Source organism: Sphingomonas changbaiensis NBRC 104936, from assembly GCF_000974765.1.
GTDB lineage: Bacteria > Pseudomonadota > Alphaproteobacteria > Sphingomonadales > Sphingomonadaceae > Sphingomonas_B > Sphingomonas_B changbaiensis.
The window spans coordinates 38,468-55,031 of sequence record NZ_BBWU01000029.1 but is presented as its reverse complement, the minus strand read 5'-3'; the positions used below and the strand labels follow the sequence as shown (position 1 = coordinate 55,031).

The 16,564-nt window shown below is 62.8% G+C and carries 14 protein-coding genes; 12 read left to right on the top strand and 2 right to left on the bottom strand.

Going from position 1 to position 16,564, the window contains the following annotated elements:
* The first annotated feature begins 10 nt into the window (after positions 1 to 10).
* The 6 genes from tig to SCH01S_RS07520 all read left to right on the top strand — a co-directional run bounded on the left by tig (position 11) and on the right by SCH01S_RS07520 (position 8,677).
* Positions 11 to 1,615: a trigger factor gene (tig, locus tag SCH01S_RS07545; protein ID WP_046348182.1), complete on the top strand. Its 1,605-nt coding sequence runs from the start codon at positions 11 to 13 to the stop codon at positions 1,613 to 1,615.
* Positions 1,616 to 1,836: 221 nt separating this feature from the next.
* Complete coding sequence (locus SCH01S_RS07540) at positions 1,837 to 4,671, top strand: TonB-dependent receptor domain-containing protein (protein WP_157032849.1); 2,835 nt, start codon at positions 1,837 to 1,839, stop codon at positions 4,669 to 4,671.
* 142 nt (positions 4,672 to 4,813) lie between these two features.
* Positions 4,814 to 5,464 (top strand): ATP-dependent Clp endopeptidase proteolytic subunit ClpP, encoded by a 651-nt coding sequence (clpP, locus tag SCH01S_RS07535; protein WP_046348180.1) that lies wholly within the window; start codon positions 4,814 to 4,816, stop codon positions 5,462 to 5,464.
* An 82-nt stretch (positions 5,465 to 5,546) separates the two neighbouring features.
* The gene (locus tag SCH01S_RS07530; protein ID WP_046348179.1) at positions 5,547 to 6,065 is read left to right on the top strand and encodes a DUF1579 family protein; all 519 of its coding nucleotides are present in this window, start codon (positions 5,547 to 5,549) and stop codon (positions 6,063 to 6,065) included.
* A 108-nt stretch (positions 6,066 to 6,173) separates the two neighbouring features.
* Complete coding sequence (locus SCH01S_RS07525; RefSeq protein ID WP_046348178.1) at positions 6,174 to 7,100, top strand: IS1595 family transposase; 927 nt, start codon at positions 6,174 to 6,176, stop codon at positions 7,098 to 7,100.
* A 608-nt stretch (positions 7,101 to 7,708) separates the two neighbouring features.
* The gene (locus SCH01S_RS07520) at positions 7,709 to 8,677 is read left to right on the top strand and encodes an IS1595 family transposase (protein ID WP_046348177.1); all 969 of its coding nucleotides are present in this window, start codon (positions 7,709 to 7,711) and stop codon (positions 8,675 to 8,677) included.
* Between the two features lie 298 nt (positions 8,678 to 8,975).
* On the opposite strand, the gene SCH01S_RS07515 is transcribed toward SCH01S_RS07520, so the two are convergent.
* A complete protein-coding gene (locus tag SCH01S_RS07515) occupies positions 8,976 to 9,722 on the bottom strand; it encodes a DUF3800 domain-containing protein (RefSeq protein ID WP_046348176.1) in 747 nt (248 codons plus the stop codon).
* Between the two features lie 146 nt (positions 9,723 to 9,868).
* Positions 9,869 to 10,837 (bottom strand): BstA C-terminal domain-containing protein, encoded by a 969-nt coding sequence (locus tag SCH01S_RS07510; RefSeq protein ID WP_052733841.1) that lies wholly within the window; start codon positions 10,835 to 10,837, stop codon positions 9,869 to 9,871.
* 541 nt (positions 10,838 to 11,378) lie between these two features.
* Between SCH01S_RS07510 and SCH01S_RS16750 the strand changes: the two genes are divergently transcribed.
* From SCH01S_RS16750 to SCH01S_RS07485, 6 genes are all read left to right on the top strand, one after another.
* Positions 11,379 to 11,777, top strand: a complete 399-nt coding sequence (locus SCH01S_RS16750; protein ID WP_169746370.1) for a hypothetical protein — start codon at positions 11,379 to 11,381, stop codon at positions 11,775 to 11,777.
* Entirely contained in the window at positions 11,756 to 11,977 is a 222-nt protein-coding gene (locus SCH01S_RS07505) for a hypothetical protein (protein WP_174436029.1), read from the top strand. The genes SCH01S_RS16750 and SCH01S_RS07505 overlap by 22 nt, the downstream gene beginning before the upstream one ends.
* Positions 11,959 to 14,115 carry a GTA baseplate fiber-binding domain-containing protein gene (locus SCH01S_RS07500; protein ID WP_046348175.1) on the top strand — a complete coding sequence of 719 codons (2,157 nt, stop codon included), beginning with the start codon at positions 11,959 to 11,961 and terminating at the stop codon, positions 14,113 to 14,115. The genes SCH01S_RS07505 and SCH01S_RS07500 overlap by 19 nt, the downstream gene beginning before the upstream one ends.
* Before the next feature lie 10 nt (positions 14,116 to 14,125).
* Positions 14,126 to 14,626 carry a DUF2793 domain-containing protein gene (locus SCH01S_RS07495; protein ID WP_046348174.1) on the top strand — a complete coding sequence of 167 codons (501 nt, stop codon included), beginning with the start codon at positions 14,126 to 14,128 and terminating at the stop codon, positions 14,624 to 14,626.
* A 150-nt stretch (positions 14,627 to 14,776) separates the two neighbouring features.
* Positions 14,777 to 15,916 carry an OmpA family protein gene (locus SCH01S_RS07490; RefSeq protein WP_046348173.1) on the top strand — a complete coding sequence of 380 codons (1,140 nt, stop codon included), beginning with the start codon at positions 14,777 to 14,779 and terminating at the stop codon, positions 15,914 to 15,916.
* A gap of 124 nt (positions 15,917 to 16,040) precedes the next feature.
* Positions 16,041 to 16,562, top strand: coding sequence for a superoxide dismutase family protein (locus tag SCH01S_RS07485; protein WP_046348172.1), 522 nt, complete (start codon positions 16,041 to 16,043; stop codon positions 16,560 to 16,562).
* Positions 16,563 to 16,564: the final 2 nt, after the last annotated feature.

The following is a 16,564-nucleotide window of genomic DNA, read 5'->3' as shown; positions in this document are numbered from 1 at the left end:
AAGGCGAGACATGCAGACTGTCGAGACGTTGAACGAGGGCCTGAAGCGGGCGTACACGTTGAAGATTGCCGCCAAGGACATCGATGCGCGCGTCGATGGCGAGTTGAAGAAGATGGCGCCGCAGATCCGGATGCCCGGCTTCCGCCCCGGCAAGGTCCCCGCCAACCTCGTCCGCAAGATGCATGGCCCGGCGCTCGAGCAGCAGGCGCTGGAGACGGCGGTGCAGGAAGGCGTGCAGCAGTTGCTGGCCGAGAAGAACCTGCGTCCGGCGATGCAGCCGTCGGTCGAGCTCGACGAAAACTTCGCACCCGGCAAGGACGCCGAAGTGAAGGTCTCGCTGGAAGTGCTTCCGGAGGTGCCGGCGGCCGATCTCGACGGGCTGAAGCTCGAACGCCTGACGGTGCCGGTCGAGGACAGCGAAATCGACGAGGCGCTGACCCGGATCGCTTCGGGCAACAAGCAGTTCCAGGCTGCCGAGAAGCCGACCTACAAGGCGAAAAACGGCGATCTGGTCGTGATCGACTTCGTCGGCAAGGTCGATGGCGTCGAGTTCGAGGGCGGCAAGGGCGAGGGCGTCTCACTTGAGCTCGGCTCTGGCCAGTTCATCCCCGGCTTCGAAGACCAGCTGGTCGGCGTGAAGGCGAACGACGAGAAGACCGTCAACGTCACTTTCCCCGAAAATTATGGTGCCGAGCATCTGGCGGGCAAGGCGGCGTCGTTCGACGTCACCGTAAACGAGGTTCGCACGCCGAAGGAAACGGCGCTCGACGACGATTTCGCGAAGCAGCTGGGCCTTGAGGGCATCGACAAGCTCCGCGAGTTGATCAAGGGCCAGCTGGAGCAGGAGCATAATGGCCTGACGCGCACGCACATGAAGCGCAAGCTGCTCGACCAGCTCGCCGCTTCTCACGATTTCGAAGTGCCGCCGTCGATGGTCGACGCGGAATTCAACCAGATTTGGGCGCAGCTGGAGCATGAAGCCAGCCATGAGGCCGATCCGGAGAAGGCGCGCGCCGAGATGGAAGCGGATCGCGATGATTACCGTCGCATCGCCGAGCGCCGCGTGCGCCTAGGCCTGCTGCTGTCGGAGATCGGCACCAAGAACGGCGTCGAGATCACGTCGGCGGAAATGAACCGGCTGATCGCCCAGGCGGCCCAGCAGTATCGGCCCGAGGATCGCGACCGCTTTATTCAATATATCCGCCAAGAGCCGATGGCGGCCGCGCAGCTTCGCGCGCCGCTGTTCGAAGACAAGGTCGTCGACTTCCTGTTCGCGAAGGCCGACGTGACGGATCGGACCGTCACCCGGGCGGAAATCGAGGCCGAGATCGAGGCGGACGAAGACGGGCACGTGCACGGTCCGGGCTGCGGCCATGACCATCACGACCACGACCACGCGCCGGCCGCGCCCAAGGCGAAGAAGGCCGCGGCCAAGAAGCCGGCCGCGAAGAGCGAAGCCGACGCGGGGGCGGTTCAGGCCGAGGCGCCCGCCAAGCCGAAGAAGGCCGCAGCGAAAAAGGCGGCCCCTGCTCCCGAAGCGGCGGTCAGCGAGGAAGCGGCCGCCGAAGCCGCAGCTGCCAAGCCGAAGCGGGCGAAGAAAACCGCCGCGAAATAAAATCACCGCGCCGGCGCTCCTGCTCAGGAGCGCCGGCCGCGTTTGTTACTTTCTTGCAACAATGTTGCAGGAATCGATCAATGGCAGCGGACGCCCGCTTCCGCGCGAGTCTCGTCGCATCTATGTCCTGTCCCGGGACTCCGCATCGCAATGCTGCGGAGGTGGGAGGATGTATGAATCGACCAGCCACTCTGCTTGGCGGGACGGCGCTTGCTGTCCTGATGACGTTCACTGCGAGCCCTTCGCTCGCGCAAGTGCCGGTGGACACGGCCGCCGAGGCCGGACCGCAAGAGACCATCGTCGTCACCGGATCGCGCATCCGCCGCGATCCGCTGGACCAGAGCTCACCTGTCGTCACGCTCGACCAATCGTCGCTCGCGCAGACGGGCCTGTCGTCGGTCGCGGACATCCTGCAGCGGCTGCCGAGCGCGTCGGGTGGATTGAACTCCAAGGTCAACAACAGCGGCAATCTGGGCAACCCGCCCGATGGCGGCGGCGTCGGCGCCGGATCGGCCGAGATCGACCTACGCTATCTGGCTGCCAAGCGGACGCTGGTGCTGGTCGACGGCCTGCGCTTCGTGAACGGCACGAGCGCCAGCGGCATTCCCGCGACCGTCGACATCAACGCGATTCCGGCGAGCATGGTCGAACGGATCGAAGTGCTGCAGGCGGGCGCGTCTCCGCTCTATGGCTCGGATGCGATCGCGGGCGTGGTCAACATCATCACGGTGGCGCAGCAGGAGGGACTGCGCGCCTCTGCCCAGTATGGCGCGTTCCGCCAGGGCGACGGCGACACGTTCAACGCGGACGTGAGCTATGGCATCAAGGGCGAGACCACGAACCTGGTGTTCGGCGCGAGCTATGTGAAGCAGGACCCGGTGCGTTCGGGAGATCGTGCCATTTCGCGATTCCCGAACCCGGGCCAGACCAGCTGCACCGACGCGATCGGCGGCTGCAGCAGTGCGGCGGTCAACGGACGTTTCCTGACCAGCTTCGGCAACCAAACGATCTCCAACCCGCCGAACGCTCATCCGACCCTCGCCGATTTGCGGCCCTTTACCTCGGCCGATCGCTTCAACTTCGCGCCGTTCAATTACCTGCTGACGCCATCAGAGCGGTACGGCGCGTGGCTGAGCTTCCGTCAGGAACTGTCGGACAGCGTCAATTTCCGGGTGAAGGCGCTCTACAATCGCCGCAATTCGCAGAACCAGGCGGCATTCGAGCCGCTGTTTATCGGGCCTGACGCCGGCAACGGCGCGGGGAGCCTGTTTGACACGCTGTCATTCGACGCGACAAACCCGTTCAACCCGTTCGGCGTCACGCTGGAATCGGGGCTGAACCCGAACGGCACGTCGAACGGCAGGACGCCGAATTATTCGTTCGTGGCGCGCCGTCTGGTCGAGGCCGGGCAGCGCACCTTCAACCAGCGCGTCAACACGATGTCGGCGACCGCGACACTGGACGGCTCGTTCGACGTCGGCAATCACAAGTGGTTCTGGGACCTGAATGCGTCGTTCGGCATCAATGATGCGCACCAGAGCTTTACCGGCAACGTGCGGGCGGACCGCGTCGCGCAGGCGATCGGGCCGATCGCGAACTGCACCGCGCCGTGCGTGCCGCTGAACCTGTTCGGCGGCCTGGGCTCGATCACGCCTGAAATGCTGGACTTCATCGCTTTCACCGAACGCGACAAGAGCAACCAGCAGCTTTACGATTACACGGCGAACCTGAGCGGCGACCTGCTCGACCTGCCGGCAGGGCCGCTGGGCTTTGCGGTCGGCTATGAGCACCGCATCCAGATCGCGAGCTTCACGCCCGACCCGATCGTGGCGGCCGGCCTGGGCGCCGACATTCCCGCCCAGCCGGCGGCGGGGCGCTACCATGTCGACGAAGTTTACGGCGAGGTGCGCGTTCCGATCCTGAAAGACACGCCGTTCTTCTACTCGCTCGAATTCGACGGCGCGGCCCGCTATTCGCGCTATTCAATCAGCGGATCCAAGACGACCTTCACCGCGACGGGGCTGTGGAAGCCGATCGAGGATCTGCTGTTCCGGGGCGCCTATACGACCGGTTTCCGCGCGCCCAGCCTGGGCGAGCTGTTCGGCGGCCGCTCGCGCTTTGACCTGCCGGTCGTCGATCCCTGCACCAGCGATGCCTCCGGTCAGTTCCAAACGAATGCGACGGTTCGCGCGAACTGCATCGCGACCGGAGTGCCGGCCGACGGCAGCTATGCCGAACCGCCGGGCCAGCTGCCGGTGATCACGCAGGGCAACATCAACCTGAAGCCGGAGACGTCACGCAATATCACGTTCGGAGCGGTCTATGCGCCGCTCTGGGCCCGCAACAGCGGCTTTGCGTCGAACTTCAGCATCGAGGCGAATTATTATGACATCCGCGTCAAGAAGGCGATCGGCGTCGTCGATCCCAACCTGACGCTCAGCAACTGTGCAGTGCGCGGCGATGCAGCCAGCTGTGCGCTGGTGGTCCGGACCAAGAACGGCTTCGTCAACCAGATCAGCGGGACGCTGCAGAACCTGGACAGCATCAGCACGCGCGGCATCGACGTGACCGCCCTCTACCGGACGCCGGAGACGGGCATCGGCACGTTCGGACTGGCTGCCAACGCAAGCTGGCTGCTCCATTACGTCCTGACCGCGTCGAACGGCTTCGTGGTGATCGACCGCAGGGGCACCGAGCGCGGCAGCCCCGACCAGGCATTCCCGAAGTTCAAGGGGAATGCGACGATCGACTGGTCGCTGAACGACACGATCGCGGCGTCGTTCACGGGCCGGTATATCGCCGGCGTGACCGAAGTGCGGGATCCGTTCTCAACCCCGATCGTCACCAACCGGCTCAACAGCCGCTTCTATGGCGACGTGCAGCTGACCTTCACGCCGGGATTTGCCCAGCACCGGTTCGCCTTCACGATCGGCGTGAACAATGTGTTCAACCAGGATCCGCCGCCGTGCTTCTCGTGCAGCCTGAACAATTTTGACCCGACCACTTACGATGTGCCGGGCCAGTTCGGGTACGCGCGGATCAGCTATAAGATGTGATGAGAATGCCGGGTGGGGCGATGAGACAAGCCCCACCCCAACCCCTCCCCTTAAGGGGGAGCGGCTTTTTTGGGGGGCTTGAACGCCTTCACCTTCCGTCCGATGTAGGGGGTCTGAACACCTACGAAGGACGCATTTCCCCATGAACAATCCGTTCGAGAACGGTCAAATCCACGACGCGCTCGTTCCCATCGTCATCGAGCAGTCGAACCGGGGCGAGCGCAGCTTCGACATCTATTCCCGCCTGCTGCGCGAACGGATCGTGTTCGTGACCGGCCAGGTCGAGGACCATATGGCCTCGCTGATCACCGCCCAGCTGCTCTTCCTCGAGTCCGAGAACCCGAAGAAGGACATCTACATGTACATCAACTCCCCGGGCGGCGTGGTCACGGCGGGCATGGCGATCCACGACACGATGCAGTACATCCGGCCGCGGATCGGCACGGTCTGCATCGGCCAGGCGGCGTCGATGGGCAGCTTCCTGCTGTCGGCTGGCGAGCCCGGCATGCGCGTCGCGCTGACCAACAGCCGGATCATGATCCACCAGCCGTCCGGCGGCGCGCAGGGCATGGCCGCGGATATCGAGATCCAGGCTCGCGAGATCCTGCGCATGCGGCACGACCTCAACCAGCTCTATGCCAAGTACACCGGCAAGCCGCTCGAGGAGATCGAGCGGGCGATGGACCGCGACAAGTTCATGTCGGCGTCGGAAGCGAAGGAATTCGGGCTGATCGACGAAGTGTTCGACAAGCGCCCGACCCCGGCCGAGGAGCCGACCGCGGCGGCTGCCTGAGCCACGCAGGTTCGTAGATCGAAGCCGCGCCTTGGTCGCAACCGGGGCGCGGCTTTTTCTTTGCGCCGCTAGCCGGCTGCCCATGAAGAGCCTTCTTGCCGCGGCGCTGGCCGCCATCGCCATGCCGGCCGCAGCCGTGACGCCTGCCGAACTGGACATCGTCGCGCGCGAGCAGGGCGTGTGGGACGCCGCGATCACATTTCCCTCGCAAGAGCCGGGCAAGCCCGACCAGCACGCGAAAGGCGTGCAGGAGAATGAGCTGCGATCCGGCGGCATGTGGATGCTGAACCGCTTTGCGGTGGAGGGCACACCTTATCAGGGAACCGGCGTCTGGGGCTTCGACCGCGTGACCGGCCGCTACAAGGGAATCTGGGTCGACAATAACGACCAGCAGATCCGCTTCGACGATGGCCGCTGGGATCCGGAGACGAACACGCTGACCTGGACCGCGGACGTGGCGCAGGCCGACGGCCGGCACATGCGGATGCTGGCGACCGAGGAGTTCAAGGGCGACAAGCGCGTGTTCCGATCGGTCGCGCTGACCCGCAAAGGCGAGGTGCCGCTGGTGACGATCGAGTTCACGCGACGTGCGGGCGGTTAGCTTGTAATAACCACATTGGTTAAATTCACTTGACATCGTGACCGCGATATTATACTTGACGTACCCAACTGCGCTCGGTAGAAGGTTCTCATTAGGGAGCCTTGTACCATGTCGGCACTTTCTGCACCACACTTCCACAACGAAGAAGCGGCTTACGCCTTCGTAGAAGCGCGCGTGTGGCCGGAAGGTCCGGTGTGCCCGCATTGCGGTGGCATTGACCGCATCGGTAAGATGGGCGGAAAGTCCACCCGGATCGGCACCTACAAGTGCTACCAGTGCCGCAAGCCGTTCACCGTGAAGGTCGGCACCATCTTTGAGAGCAGCCACGTTCCGCTGCGCATCTGGCTTCAGGCGATGTATCTCGTTGCCGGTAGCAAGAAGGGCATCAGCTCGAACCAGCTGCACCGCACCCTAGGCGTCACCCTGAAGACCGCCTGGTTCATGTCGCACCGCATCCGCGAAGCAATGCGCGACGGTGGCCTTGATCTGCTCGGCACCAGCGGTGGACGCGTGGAAGCAGACGAAACCTACATCGGTCAGAAGGCCGGTTACGTCCGCGAAGCTGGCGAGCGTGGTTCGCAGCACAAAATGCGCGTTGTCTCGCTTGTTGACCGTGACAGCGGCAAGGCTCGCTCGTTCCCGGCCAACTCGCTTCAGCGCGATCAGGTGGCGCAGATCGTCCGCGCCAACGTCGCCAAGGAAGCCAAGCTCACCACCGACGAAAGCCGCCTGTACGCCGCCGTTGGTCGCGAGTTCGCCGCGCACGATACCGTGCTGCATGGCGCTGGCATCTACGTTCGCGGCGACGTGACCACCAACACCGTCGAAGGCTTCTTCTCCATCTTCAAGCGCGGGATGCGGGGCATCTACCAGCATTGCGCGGAGAAGCATCTTCACCGGTATCTGGCGGAGTTCGATTTCCGCTATAGCAACCGCGTGGCGCTTGGCTTCAACGATGCCGATCGCACCGACACCATGTTGAAAGGCATCGTCGGCAAGCGCCTCACCTATAGGCAATCTCACATCGGAGCCTGAGGGCCATGCCGAAGAAGAAGGTTCCCGAAAGCGAGGCGGAGCAGAGCGAGCGCTTCCGACGCGACGCGCAAGCAATGATCGACGCTGGCGAACTCAGCCCCACCGACGCGGAAAGAGGGCTCGACGCTCTCGTCCGGAAGGAACGGAAGAGGCCATAACCTTCGAAAGGATTCGCCTGCATCATTCGATCTATCTAGATGTTCGAATGTTTCCGGCGAAAACTTTCGAAGGTTGAAACGTGCCAATCGAAATTGAGCGCATCTCCGATGAGCTCTGGCAACCCACGAAACGATCAAGAACTCCCAAGCTAGGGCAATTACGCACATTAGAGCGGACTATCAGGTCAAAATCATCTTTGGGCGGATGGTCGACAAAGGCCTGATTGAGCAAGTTCCGGGTACGCGTACGAGCAACACCGCTTACAGAAAGGTTTCCAAACCCACCCCGCCGCAAGCCGCGGAGCCAGATCAACCCAAGCTAATCTGACTGGGTACGGGAAGTATAATAACGCCCATCGTGACGATGATCTGGCACTAAGAGCGCGATTATGTAGTTTACAAACCCATCGGTTGAGGGTATAAGAAGCCCATCAACTAAGGGTTCTCACCATGTCGGTTCTTTCCTCTCCCCACTTCCACGACGAAGCTAAGGCCTTAGCGTTTCTGGAGAGCATCGTTTGGGCCGATGGGGTTGTTTGCCCGCATTGCGGTGTTGTCGGTGGCCGCGTGTATGACCTGTCCGGCGTTCGCTCCAAGCCGAGCGTGAAGAACCCGGAAGGCGTCGTTCGCCACGGCCTGAAAAAGTGTGGCGAGTGCCGCAAGCAGTTCACGGTCAAGGTTGGCACCGTGTTCGAGCATGCGCGCATGCCGCTGCACAAGATGCTACAGGCCGCTCATTTAATGGTGTCGAGCAAGAAGGGCATTTCCGCTCACCAGCTCGCCCGCGTTCTGGAGGTTCAATACAAGACGGCGTGGTTCCTGGCTCACCGCATCCGCGAAGCCATGCGCTCGGGCGACCTTGCCCCTTTTGGCTCTAACGGTGGCGCTGTTGAGGTCGATGAAACCTATTTCGGCGTGAAGCAGGGCCGCACCCGCAACACGGGCGGCGGTCACGCTCACAAGTTCGGCGTTCTGGCGCTGGTCGATCGCGACACCCGCACCATGCGGACGTTCACGTTCGACCGCTTCCGCGCCGACGAGGTTCACCCCATCGTGCGCGCCAACATCAGCCGCGAAGCCCGCCTAATGACGGACGAAGCCCGTATGTATTCCAAGATCGGCAAGGAGTTCGCCGAGCACGGCACGACGCTGCACGGCATCGGCCAGTACGTCGATTACGAGGATCGCACGATCCACACCAACACGGTGGAAGGCGCGTTCTCGATCTTCAAGCGTGGCATGAAGGGCGTCTATCAGCACTGTGGCGAACAGCACCTGCACCGCTATCTGGCGGAGTTTGAGTTCCGCTATAACAACCGCATCGCCAATGGTGTTGATGACCGTCAGCGGGCCCGTAACGCCCTGTCCGGCATCGGCGGTAAACGCCTCACTTATCAGGGGCCTTGTGAACTCGCCTAAGGTGGCGAGCCAATTGGAGTTGCCGATTCCACTGCCAAGGTTTCGCCGTCGCGCAAAAAATAACTCTTGACAGCAATTGACCGGAACGAGGTTAGCCCGTAGGCGTTGAGTTTGAGGTTTTGCTTAACGCGCGAGTCAGATTCGTCAGTTTTTGTCAAGAGTTAAATTGACAAGCTCATGCGAATCGCTTATATGGCCGGTTGAGGTCACTAGGTGCCGAAAATCCTGATGATGTCAGGAGAAGGGTAAGCCGGGGCCCCAAGCCGAAGGCTTGGTGTCATAGGCATCTAGGGCCTCATTACCCCCTGCCGCCGCCGTTAAAGTTCCACACCGTGAAGCGGTGTACGCTTCTTGGGCTGTTGTTTTCAAACGACCTAAGGCCACTCTTTTCCAGCACGAACTGAGCCAGGTCGCGCTTTGCCGCGCGAGTTTCGACCAGCAAATGCTTGCTGTTCCTCGCCGCGCAGACCGCACCCAAGATCACGTCGTTAAGCTGCAGGATGTCGTCGTCACATGAGTCCTGCGATACAAGTTGTTTTACTGGATTGTGGGGGATGGCATGATCGCGAGCGAGGGTAGCATTGATCATGCGTCGTAAATCTTCCAGCGGTGTGCTGCTGTTCCGGTGGTCGAGACAGACGCACATGCCAACGTCATTAGGATATAGCTTCGCGAATTTGTGAACGAGAAGCTGGTAATACAGGCGCGATAGAACCTTGTCGTGGTCACGTTCGCCGATGCGACTGAAATCAACCTTATGGCTGTCGAACACCAGGGCGTGGAAATGGATATGGTTCGAATTATTCAGCGCGAAGAACAACTCCGCCAGAGCGGTGTATTCTGAGCTTTTTTGGTTGGATACCTTTGACCATTTCAGCTCAGCACGCATATTGTGCTTGACCCGGAATGCCTCGATATTCGCATGCAGAAATGGTATGATAGCGCTGCGGACGCAAACGCCGCCCACGACCGTAAATCGATCGTTCGAAATACCTGCTTCGTCCGCGAAAAAGACGTAGTCTTGGGGTGGGCAAAAACCGGGCATGAATATGACAGCTGAATCTAACTCCGATCAGAGTCAACTCGACAAGTTCAAGGAAGCCGCCCGCCAGCTAGAGACGGATGACGATCCGGAGCGCTTCAAGGACAGGCTCCGGAAGCTTGTGAAGCACAAGCCCGTTGAAGGTAGGCCTACGCCCGAGTGATCTGGGCGGGCGCTATCGTCGCAATGGCCAGTTGGGCGACAGAGGGCGCTAGATCGCCCTTCTTGACCTTGCCGTCCAAATATCCCGCAAACTTGCCGCCATCGATGTAGCTGTCCTGAAGCCACTGGCGGTATGCCCCTAGGGCAGCGAGCGGGTAGCACCATGACTCCTGAGGGTTTGAGCGCGCTTGCGGATGATCGTCGGGGTAGCGATGCGGATATTTCTGTCGGGGACCGTAATGGCGCTCTAGGCCGTTGTCTTCCCAGTGGCGGCCCCAATGCTGACCTATTGAAATGTCCACGACAGTCTTTTCGCCGATCTGCGCGCCAGCAACGACAAGCTCATAGATGATCGTGTGAGCCTCATTAAACACATGGAAGTGTCCACGCGGGGCGGATTGGTAGTTAAGCGCGATGCGATCATGCCACTTCTTGAAGCGATCGGCTCCGGTTGGGTCATATCCGACGCGACTATAGATCATGTCGCGGAGCTTCGACCCGGCCAGCAGACGGAAGTTCTGCCTGGCTTGCTCTTGAACGTTCGCACCCGCGTCAAAGGCGTAATACTCAAGGATCGCGAGGCAGACGCTCGCGGGGTAGCAGAAATGAGTGCGGCCTACATGAGTGATCTCGACATGGGCCGATGACGCCGTGAGGCCGGATTGCTCTAGGATTGCCTTGATCTTGGCAATGCGCGGCTTTGGTTCGGTCTCGTTCCATTGGGAGCTTATTGTGCCAATGTGGGCGTTTTCGACACCGCACAGGATCGCTAGGCCACGCTGGTTTAGATATGGGGTTCCATCGGAGAGAACTCCCATACCAATCTCGCCGAAATCGCCGCTCTTTTCGATGCCGAGTGGCAATTCCTGACTGATTTCCTTTTGGCTCGAATTCTGCGCTAAGATACTGATTCGATTAGCGGAAAGACTGATTTCCTTTGGGCCTTCAGATGCCATTGCGAGTGCTCCCCCGAGCGCTAATGTGCTGGGAAGCTATCGCATTCTGAGGGGGAGTCGAGTCATGGTTACTGCCAAAACGGTGGAGAAGCCGGAGTGAGGGGCGTTCTATGCGCACTGCCGCTAGCCATTGTCCTAAGTGGGTGCATGAAATCGGACGCGGAGAAATGCGTTGATGCGCAGATGGCAGCCTGGGACCAACAAAACCCGAACGCGAAATCCGAAGACCGAGTTGATTATCGCGCATACGCTTTCAAGGAATGCCAAGGTCGCCGCTAGGTCTGTCCTACATGCCCGCTGTTGTGCTTACGCTTGGGGCGTGGACCGTGAACCGAATTGGAAAGCGCGCGCTGAAGCCATGGAATGGTGGGCGGCGGCGGCGATCGTCGCTGGAGCGCTGTTCTACGGAGTGGCACTAGGTCTGGCTGGATTGCTGGGTGTGTAAACTACATAATCGCCACTAAGAGGCCACGCTGAAGAACTGTGAGTCGCGGCCCGACACCCACTGCCGGGCCGTTTCTCGTCTGGCGAAAGGCTTCGCATGAGATGGTTCGGGAAGAAGGCGGCGCATGGCAACGCGCGGCCGGCGCTGGCGCGCGGATTCGGCCTTGCGTTCGGGAACGGGGAATGGCCGCGCTCTTACGAAGCGCAGGTACGGGATGCCTATGCGCTGAACCCGATCGCGCAGCGCGCGGTGCGGCTGGTGGCGGAAAGCGTCGGATCGGCACCGCTCGCCTGCTCCGAACCGGAGGTGGCGCGGCTGATTGCAGCGCAGTCGGGCGGCCAGGGGCTGGTGGAGACGGTCGCGTCGCATCTGTTGCTGCATGGCATGCGACGACCGGCCTCGATTGTGTTGGCTTGGTGGCGCTTGCGACCGGTGTGGAGGCGCCGAACGGATACGCCTTGCGAGGCGGCGATGTGGCGGCCGTTTCGACGCTGATCGAGACTGCCGGGCTTGTGCATGTCGATGAACAAGCGCCCGGCGACGTGATGCTGATGCGGGCCGGGCCGGCGCAATTGCACCTGGCGATCCGGACCCGACGCGGGATCGTTCACGCCGATGCCGCGCTGCGACGGGTTGTCGAACGGCCGGGCGCGCCGGAATGGGAGGTTTTGGGACTATGGCGACGCTTGTTCTGATGGCCGCGGGGTCGGTGCTTGGCCCCGCGGGCCGCGCCGTGGGAGCCCTGATTGGCCAGTCGATTGATGCGCAGATTTTCAAACTCAAAGGCCGCGAAGGACCGCGACTGCAGGATCTGAAGATCCAGATGTCGAGCTATGGCGCTCCTATCCCGAAGCTGTTCGGCACGATGCGCGTCGCCGGCACGGTGATCTGGGCGACCGACCTGGTCGAGCACCGATCGAAGCAGGGCGGCGGCAAGGGCCGGCCGTCCACCACGACGTACAGCTATACCGCATCCTTTGCAGTGCTGCTGTCAGCTCGGCCCATCCGGTCGGTCGGACGGATTTGGGCCGATGGGAATCTGCTGCGGGGCATCGCCGGCGATTGGAAGAGCGAGACGGCGTTTCGGCTTCACCTGGGCGACGAAGATCAGGATGCTGATCCGTTTATCGCCTCCGCGGAGGGCCTGAACGGAACGCCGGCCTATCGCGGGTGCGCCTATGCCGTTTTCGAGAACATGGCGCTCGGTCCCTTCGGGAACCGCATCCCATCGCTCAGCTTCGAGATCGAGGCAGATTCGGGCCCGACCCCTCTCGGTCCAATCCTGGCCGAGTTGAGCGGGGACGCGTTGGTCGCCAGCGGCGGCACGGCACTGCGCGGCTTTGCGGCTTCCGGGGACAGTGTGCGGGCGGTGGTCGAAACGCTCGGCCAGGCCGTGCCGATCATCCTCCGCACGGAAGACGATGGGCTCCGCATGGTTGAAGATCTGGATGAGCCGTTCGTCCTTGATGCGGAGGAGCTGGCTGAAGCGCGAAGCGAGACTTTGGCAGCGGACAGTGAGGTGCCGGGCCTTCTCGCGCTCAGCTATTACGAACCGGCGCGCGACTATCAGGCCGGTGTCCAGCAGGCTCGGCGGCCGGCTGGACGGCGCACGGATCGCATCGAGCTTGCTGCCTCGCTCGAAGCCGGCGAGGCGCGCGCACTGGCTGAAGCGGCATTGGCGCGGCGCGTGCGCGAGCGCGGGCAGCAATCGGTGAAATGCGGCTGGGCACGGCTGCCGCTCTCGCCGGGTGCGATCGTTCGCGTGGCCGACCAGGCCGGGCTCTGGCGCGTGACGGCGCGCAGCATCGATCGCGAAGGCGTGCGGCTCGACCTGAAGAGGGTGGCGATTGAGAGCATGGCCGTCCAGCCGGCCGAGCCCGGGCGCAACGTCACGGCGCCCGACCGGGTGCATGGACCGACCGTCCTCCACCTGCTCGATCTGCCGAACCTGACCGACAGTGCGCCGACAACGCCCCGCCTCTACATCGCGGCCGCCGGCGCCTCACCCGGTTGGCGACGCGCGACCCTGATGGCAAGCCTCGATGGAGGTGCGAGCTGGGCCGGCATCGGCGGCACTGCAGCTCCGGCGGTGATCGGCACAACGATTTCGGCGCTGCCGCCCGCAGGCGAAGCGCTGCTCGACACCGCACATAAGTTGGACGTCCAGTTGCTGCACAATGAGATGCAGCTCGAGGACGCCGATCCGGACCGGCTGATCGGCGGGGCAAACCTCGCGCTGGTCGGCAATGAATTGATCCAGTTCGGGCGCGCCGCTCCGCTGGGCGAGGGATGCTGGCGCCTCTCGCAGCTGATGCGCGGACGACGGGGAACGGGGTGGGCCGCAGTCGAACATGCGGCCGGCGATCGGTTCGTCCTGATCGAGCCGGAGACGCTGTTTGCTTATGACCCACCGCTCAGCGCTGCGGGCGCCGATGTGCAGATACTCGCATCAGGGATCGGCGATCCGATACCCGTGGTCGCAAGCGCGGCGGCCATTGGCGAGGCGTTGCGGCCGCCGCCACCGGTTCACGTCTCTGCAGAGCGTCGGGACGACGGTGGATTTGCGCTGCACTGGATTCGCGAGAGCCGTGTCGGCTGGTCGTGGCTGGACGCCAGCGATGCCCCTCTGGGCGAGGACAGCGAGCGCTATCGCCTCACGATCATGCGCGCCGATGGCACCGAGCGAAGCTACGAACTCGGCAGCGCCGGCTTCGACTATGCTGCCGCAGACGTCTCCGTTGATGCGAGCGTCGGCCCCACTGTGACGATATCGGTCGTCCAGATCGGCACCAGCGCTGCTTCGCGGGCAGCGGCGATCACCCTCACATTGTAGGAGAGACACTATGAGCCTGGAGAGCGCCCGACTGGCCCTGCCCTTCCTCGCGGCGGGGCAAGCGCAAAAGGAGCTGACGCACAATGAAGCGCTTGCGCTTATCGACATGGGGATTGCCGCCGCGGCGAAGAGTGCGGGCATCGAGACGCCGCCGTCGACACCCGTGATCGGCGAATGCTGGATCCTTGGCGATGCACCAACGGGCGCGTGGGTGGATCGCGCCGGCGCGCTGGCATGCTGGACCGAAAGCGGCTGGCGTTTTCTGGCCGGCAGGGAAGGGATGATAGTCTGGGTGCAGGATCAGCAGCTCTGGGCGGTTCGCGAGGCGGATGGCTGGACGATCGGCGCAGCTCGCGCGGCGCGCGTGATGGTCAATGATCTACAGGTGCTCGGGGCGCGTGAAGCCGCCGTGATGCCTCCCACCGGCGGCAGCGTGGTCGACGCTGAGGCGCGATCCGCGATCACTGCCATCCTCGATCGGCTGATCGCGCACGGCCTAATCGACACCTGAGCAGGCCATTTCCATTCCGATCCGATCCGCAGAAAAGCGTCACGCCTGTGACACTTATGCAACAGTTTCGACAAATGCGGGCTTGCACCGAAACAATGCAGCCGATAGTGAGTTTTCGCTGTCCGAGTGACACCAAGAAAGGGGATTTCTATGCGGAAGCTTGCCATTGCGATGGCGCTGGCCTCCACGGCGATTGCCTCGCCCTCGTTGGCGCGAGACAAGTCGTGGTACATCGGCGTCGAAGGCGGCGCGATGATCGTTGAGGACATCACGTTCAACCTGAGCCGCGGCACGGGCGCGACTGCAGTGCCGGGCACGGCGACTGCCAACCATGACTATGGCTACGACGTCGATGGCATTGTCGGCTATGACTTCGGCGTGTTCCGCCTCGAGGCCGAGGTTGGATACAAGCGTGCCGATCTCAATGCCTATGAGAGCACGCTCCCTGTGCCGGTATCGAGCACGGGTACTGCCCCGGCCAACCTTCTTTACAACAAGGTCGGCGGCTCGTCGTCTTCCGCGCTCAGCTTCATGGTCAATGGCTTGCTCGATTTCGGCGACGAAACGGGCATCTCGGGCTATATCGGCGGTGGTGCCGGTGTTGCTCGCGTGAAGTTCAGCAACTACTCGATCAATCCGGGCTTCAACTTCCTCGACGATTCCGACACGCGCTTCGCGTGGCAGGGCATCGCGGGCGTTCGGGCGCCGCTGACGGACAATATCGACGTCGGGCTGAAGTATCGCTTTTTCAACGCGTCGCGCCTGCGGCTTGTCGGAGCGACGGGTGACCAGGTTACCGGCCGCTTCCGGTCGCACAGCCTGCTCGGCAGCCTGACCTACAACTTCGGTGCGCCGCCGCCTCCGCCGCCTCCGCCGCCGCCGCCTCCCCCGCCGCCTCCGCCGCCTCCGCCTCCGCCGCCTCCGCCGCCGGCCGTGGTGTGCACGCCGGGACCGTATATCGTGTTCTTCGAATGGGATAAGTCGGACATTACGCCCGAAGCGGCATCGATCCTCGACAACGCAGTGTCGGCTTACCAGAACTGCGGCAACGCCCAGGTCATGCTGGCGGGCTATACCGATACGTCGGGTACGCCGCGCTACAACCTCGGCCTGTCCCAGCGTCGTGCGGACTCGGTGAAGGCGTACATGACCAGCCACGGCATTGCCGATGGCGTGATCACGACGCAGGCCTTCGGCGAGACCAACCTGCGCGTGCAGACCGCGGACGGTGTCCGCGAACTGCAGAACCGCCGTGTGGAAATCACCTACGGGCCTGGTTCGGGCATGTAAGCCTGAGGCTTCGGCCAACTGATTGGGGCCGGTCGGAAACGACCGGCCCTTTTCTTTTTGCGCGCCTTGTCCTTACGCGTAGGCTCGTCGATAAGTCTCCGATCGGACAGCTTCGGAGGCCTCCATGCCGCGCGCGCTCGCTCTTATTCCGCTTTCCCTCCTTGCGGTGGGCTGCTCGACCGAGATGAGTTCATCGGCTCCGTCGGCCGGGGGCGCCCATGCATCGCTGGCAGACGCGACCGGCGCGGCCCGAGGGAGTGCGACCTTCGTCGAAACGTCAGGCGGCCTGGAGGTGCGGATCTCGGGCGAAGCCCTGCCGGCCGGCACGCACGGCGTTCATCTGCACGCCGTAGGCCGCTGCGATCCGCCGGATTTCAAATCGGCCGGCCCGCACTGGAACCCGATGATGAAGCAACACGGCCGAGACAATCCCGAGGGCGCACATGCTGGCGACCTTCCCAATCTGGTCGTCGGCGCCGACGGTCGCGGGATGGTTCGGTTCACCGTGCCCCAGGGGTCGCTTTCGGGCCTTTTGGATGCGGACGGTGCGGCCGTAATCATCCACGCCGACGCCGACGATTACCGAACCGATCCGAGCGGCAACAGCGGTGGACGGATCGCCTGCGGTGTGATCGAGCGCCGTTAGCT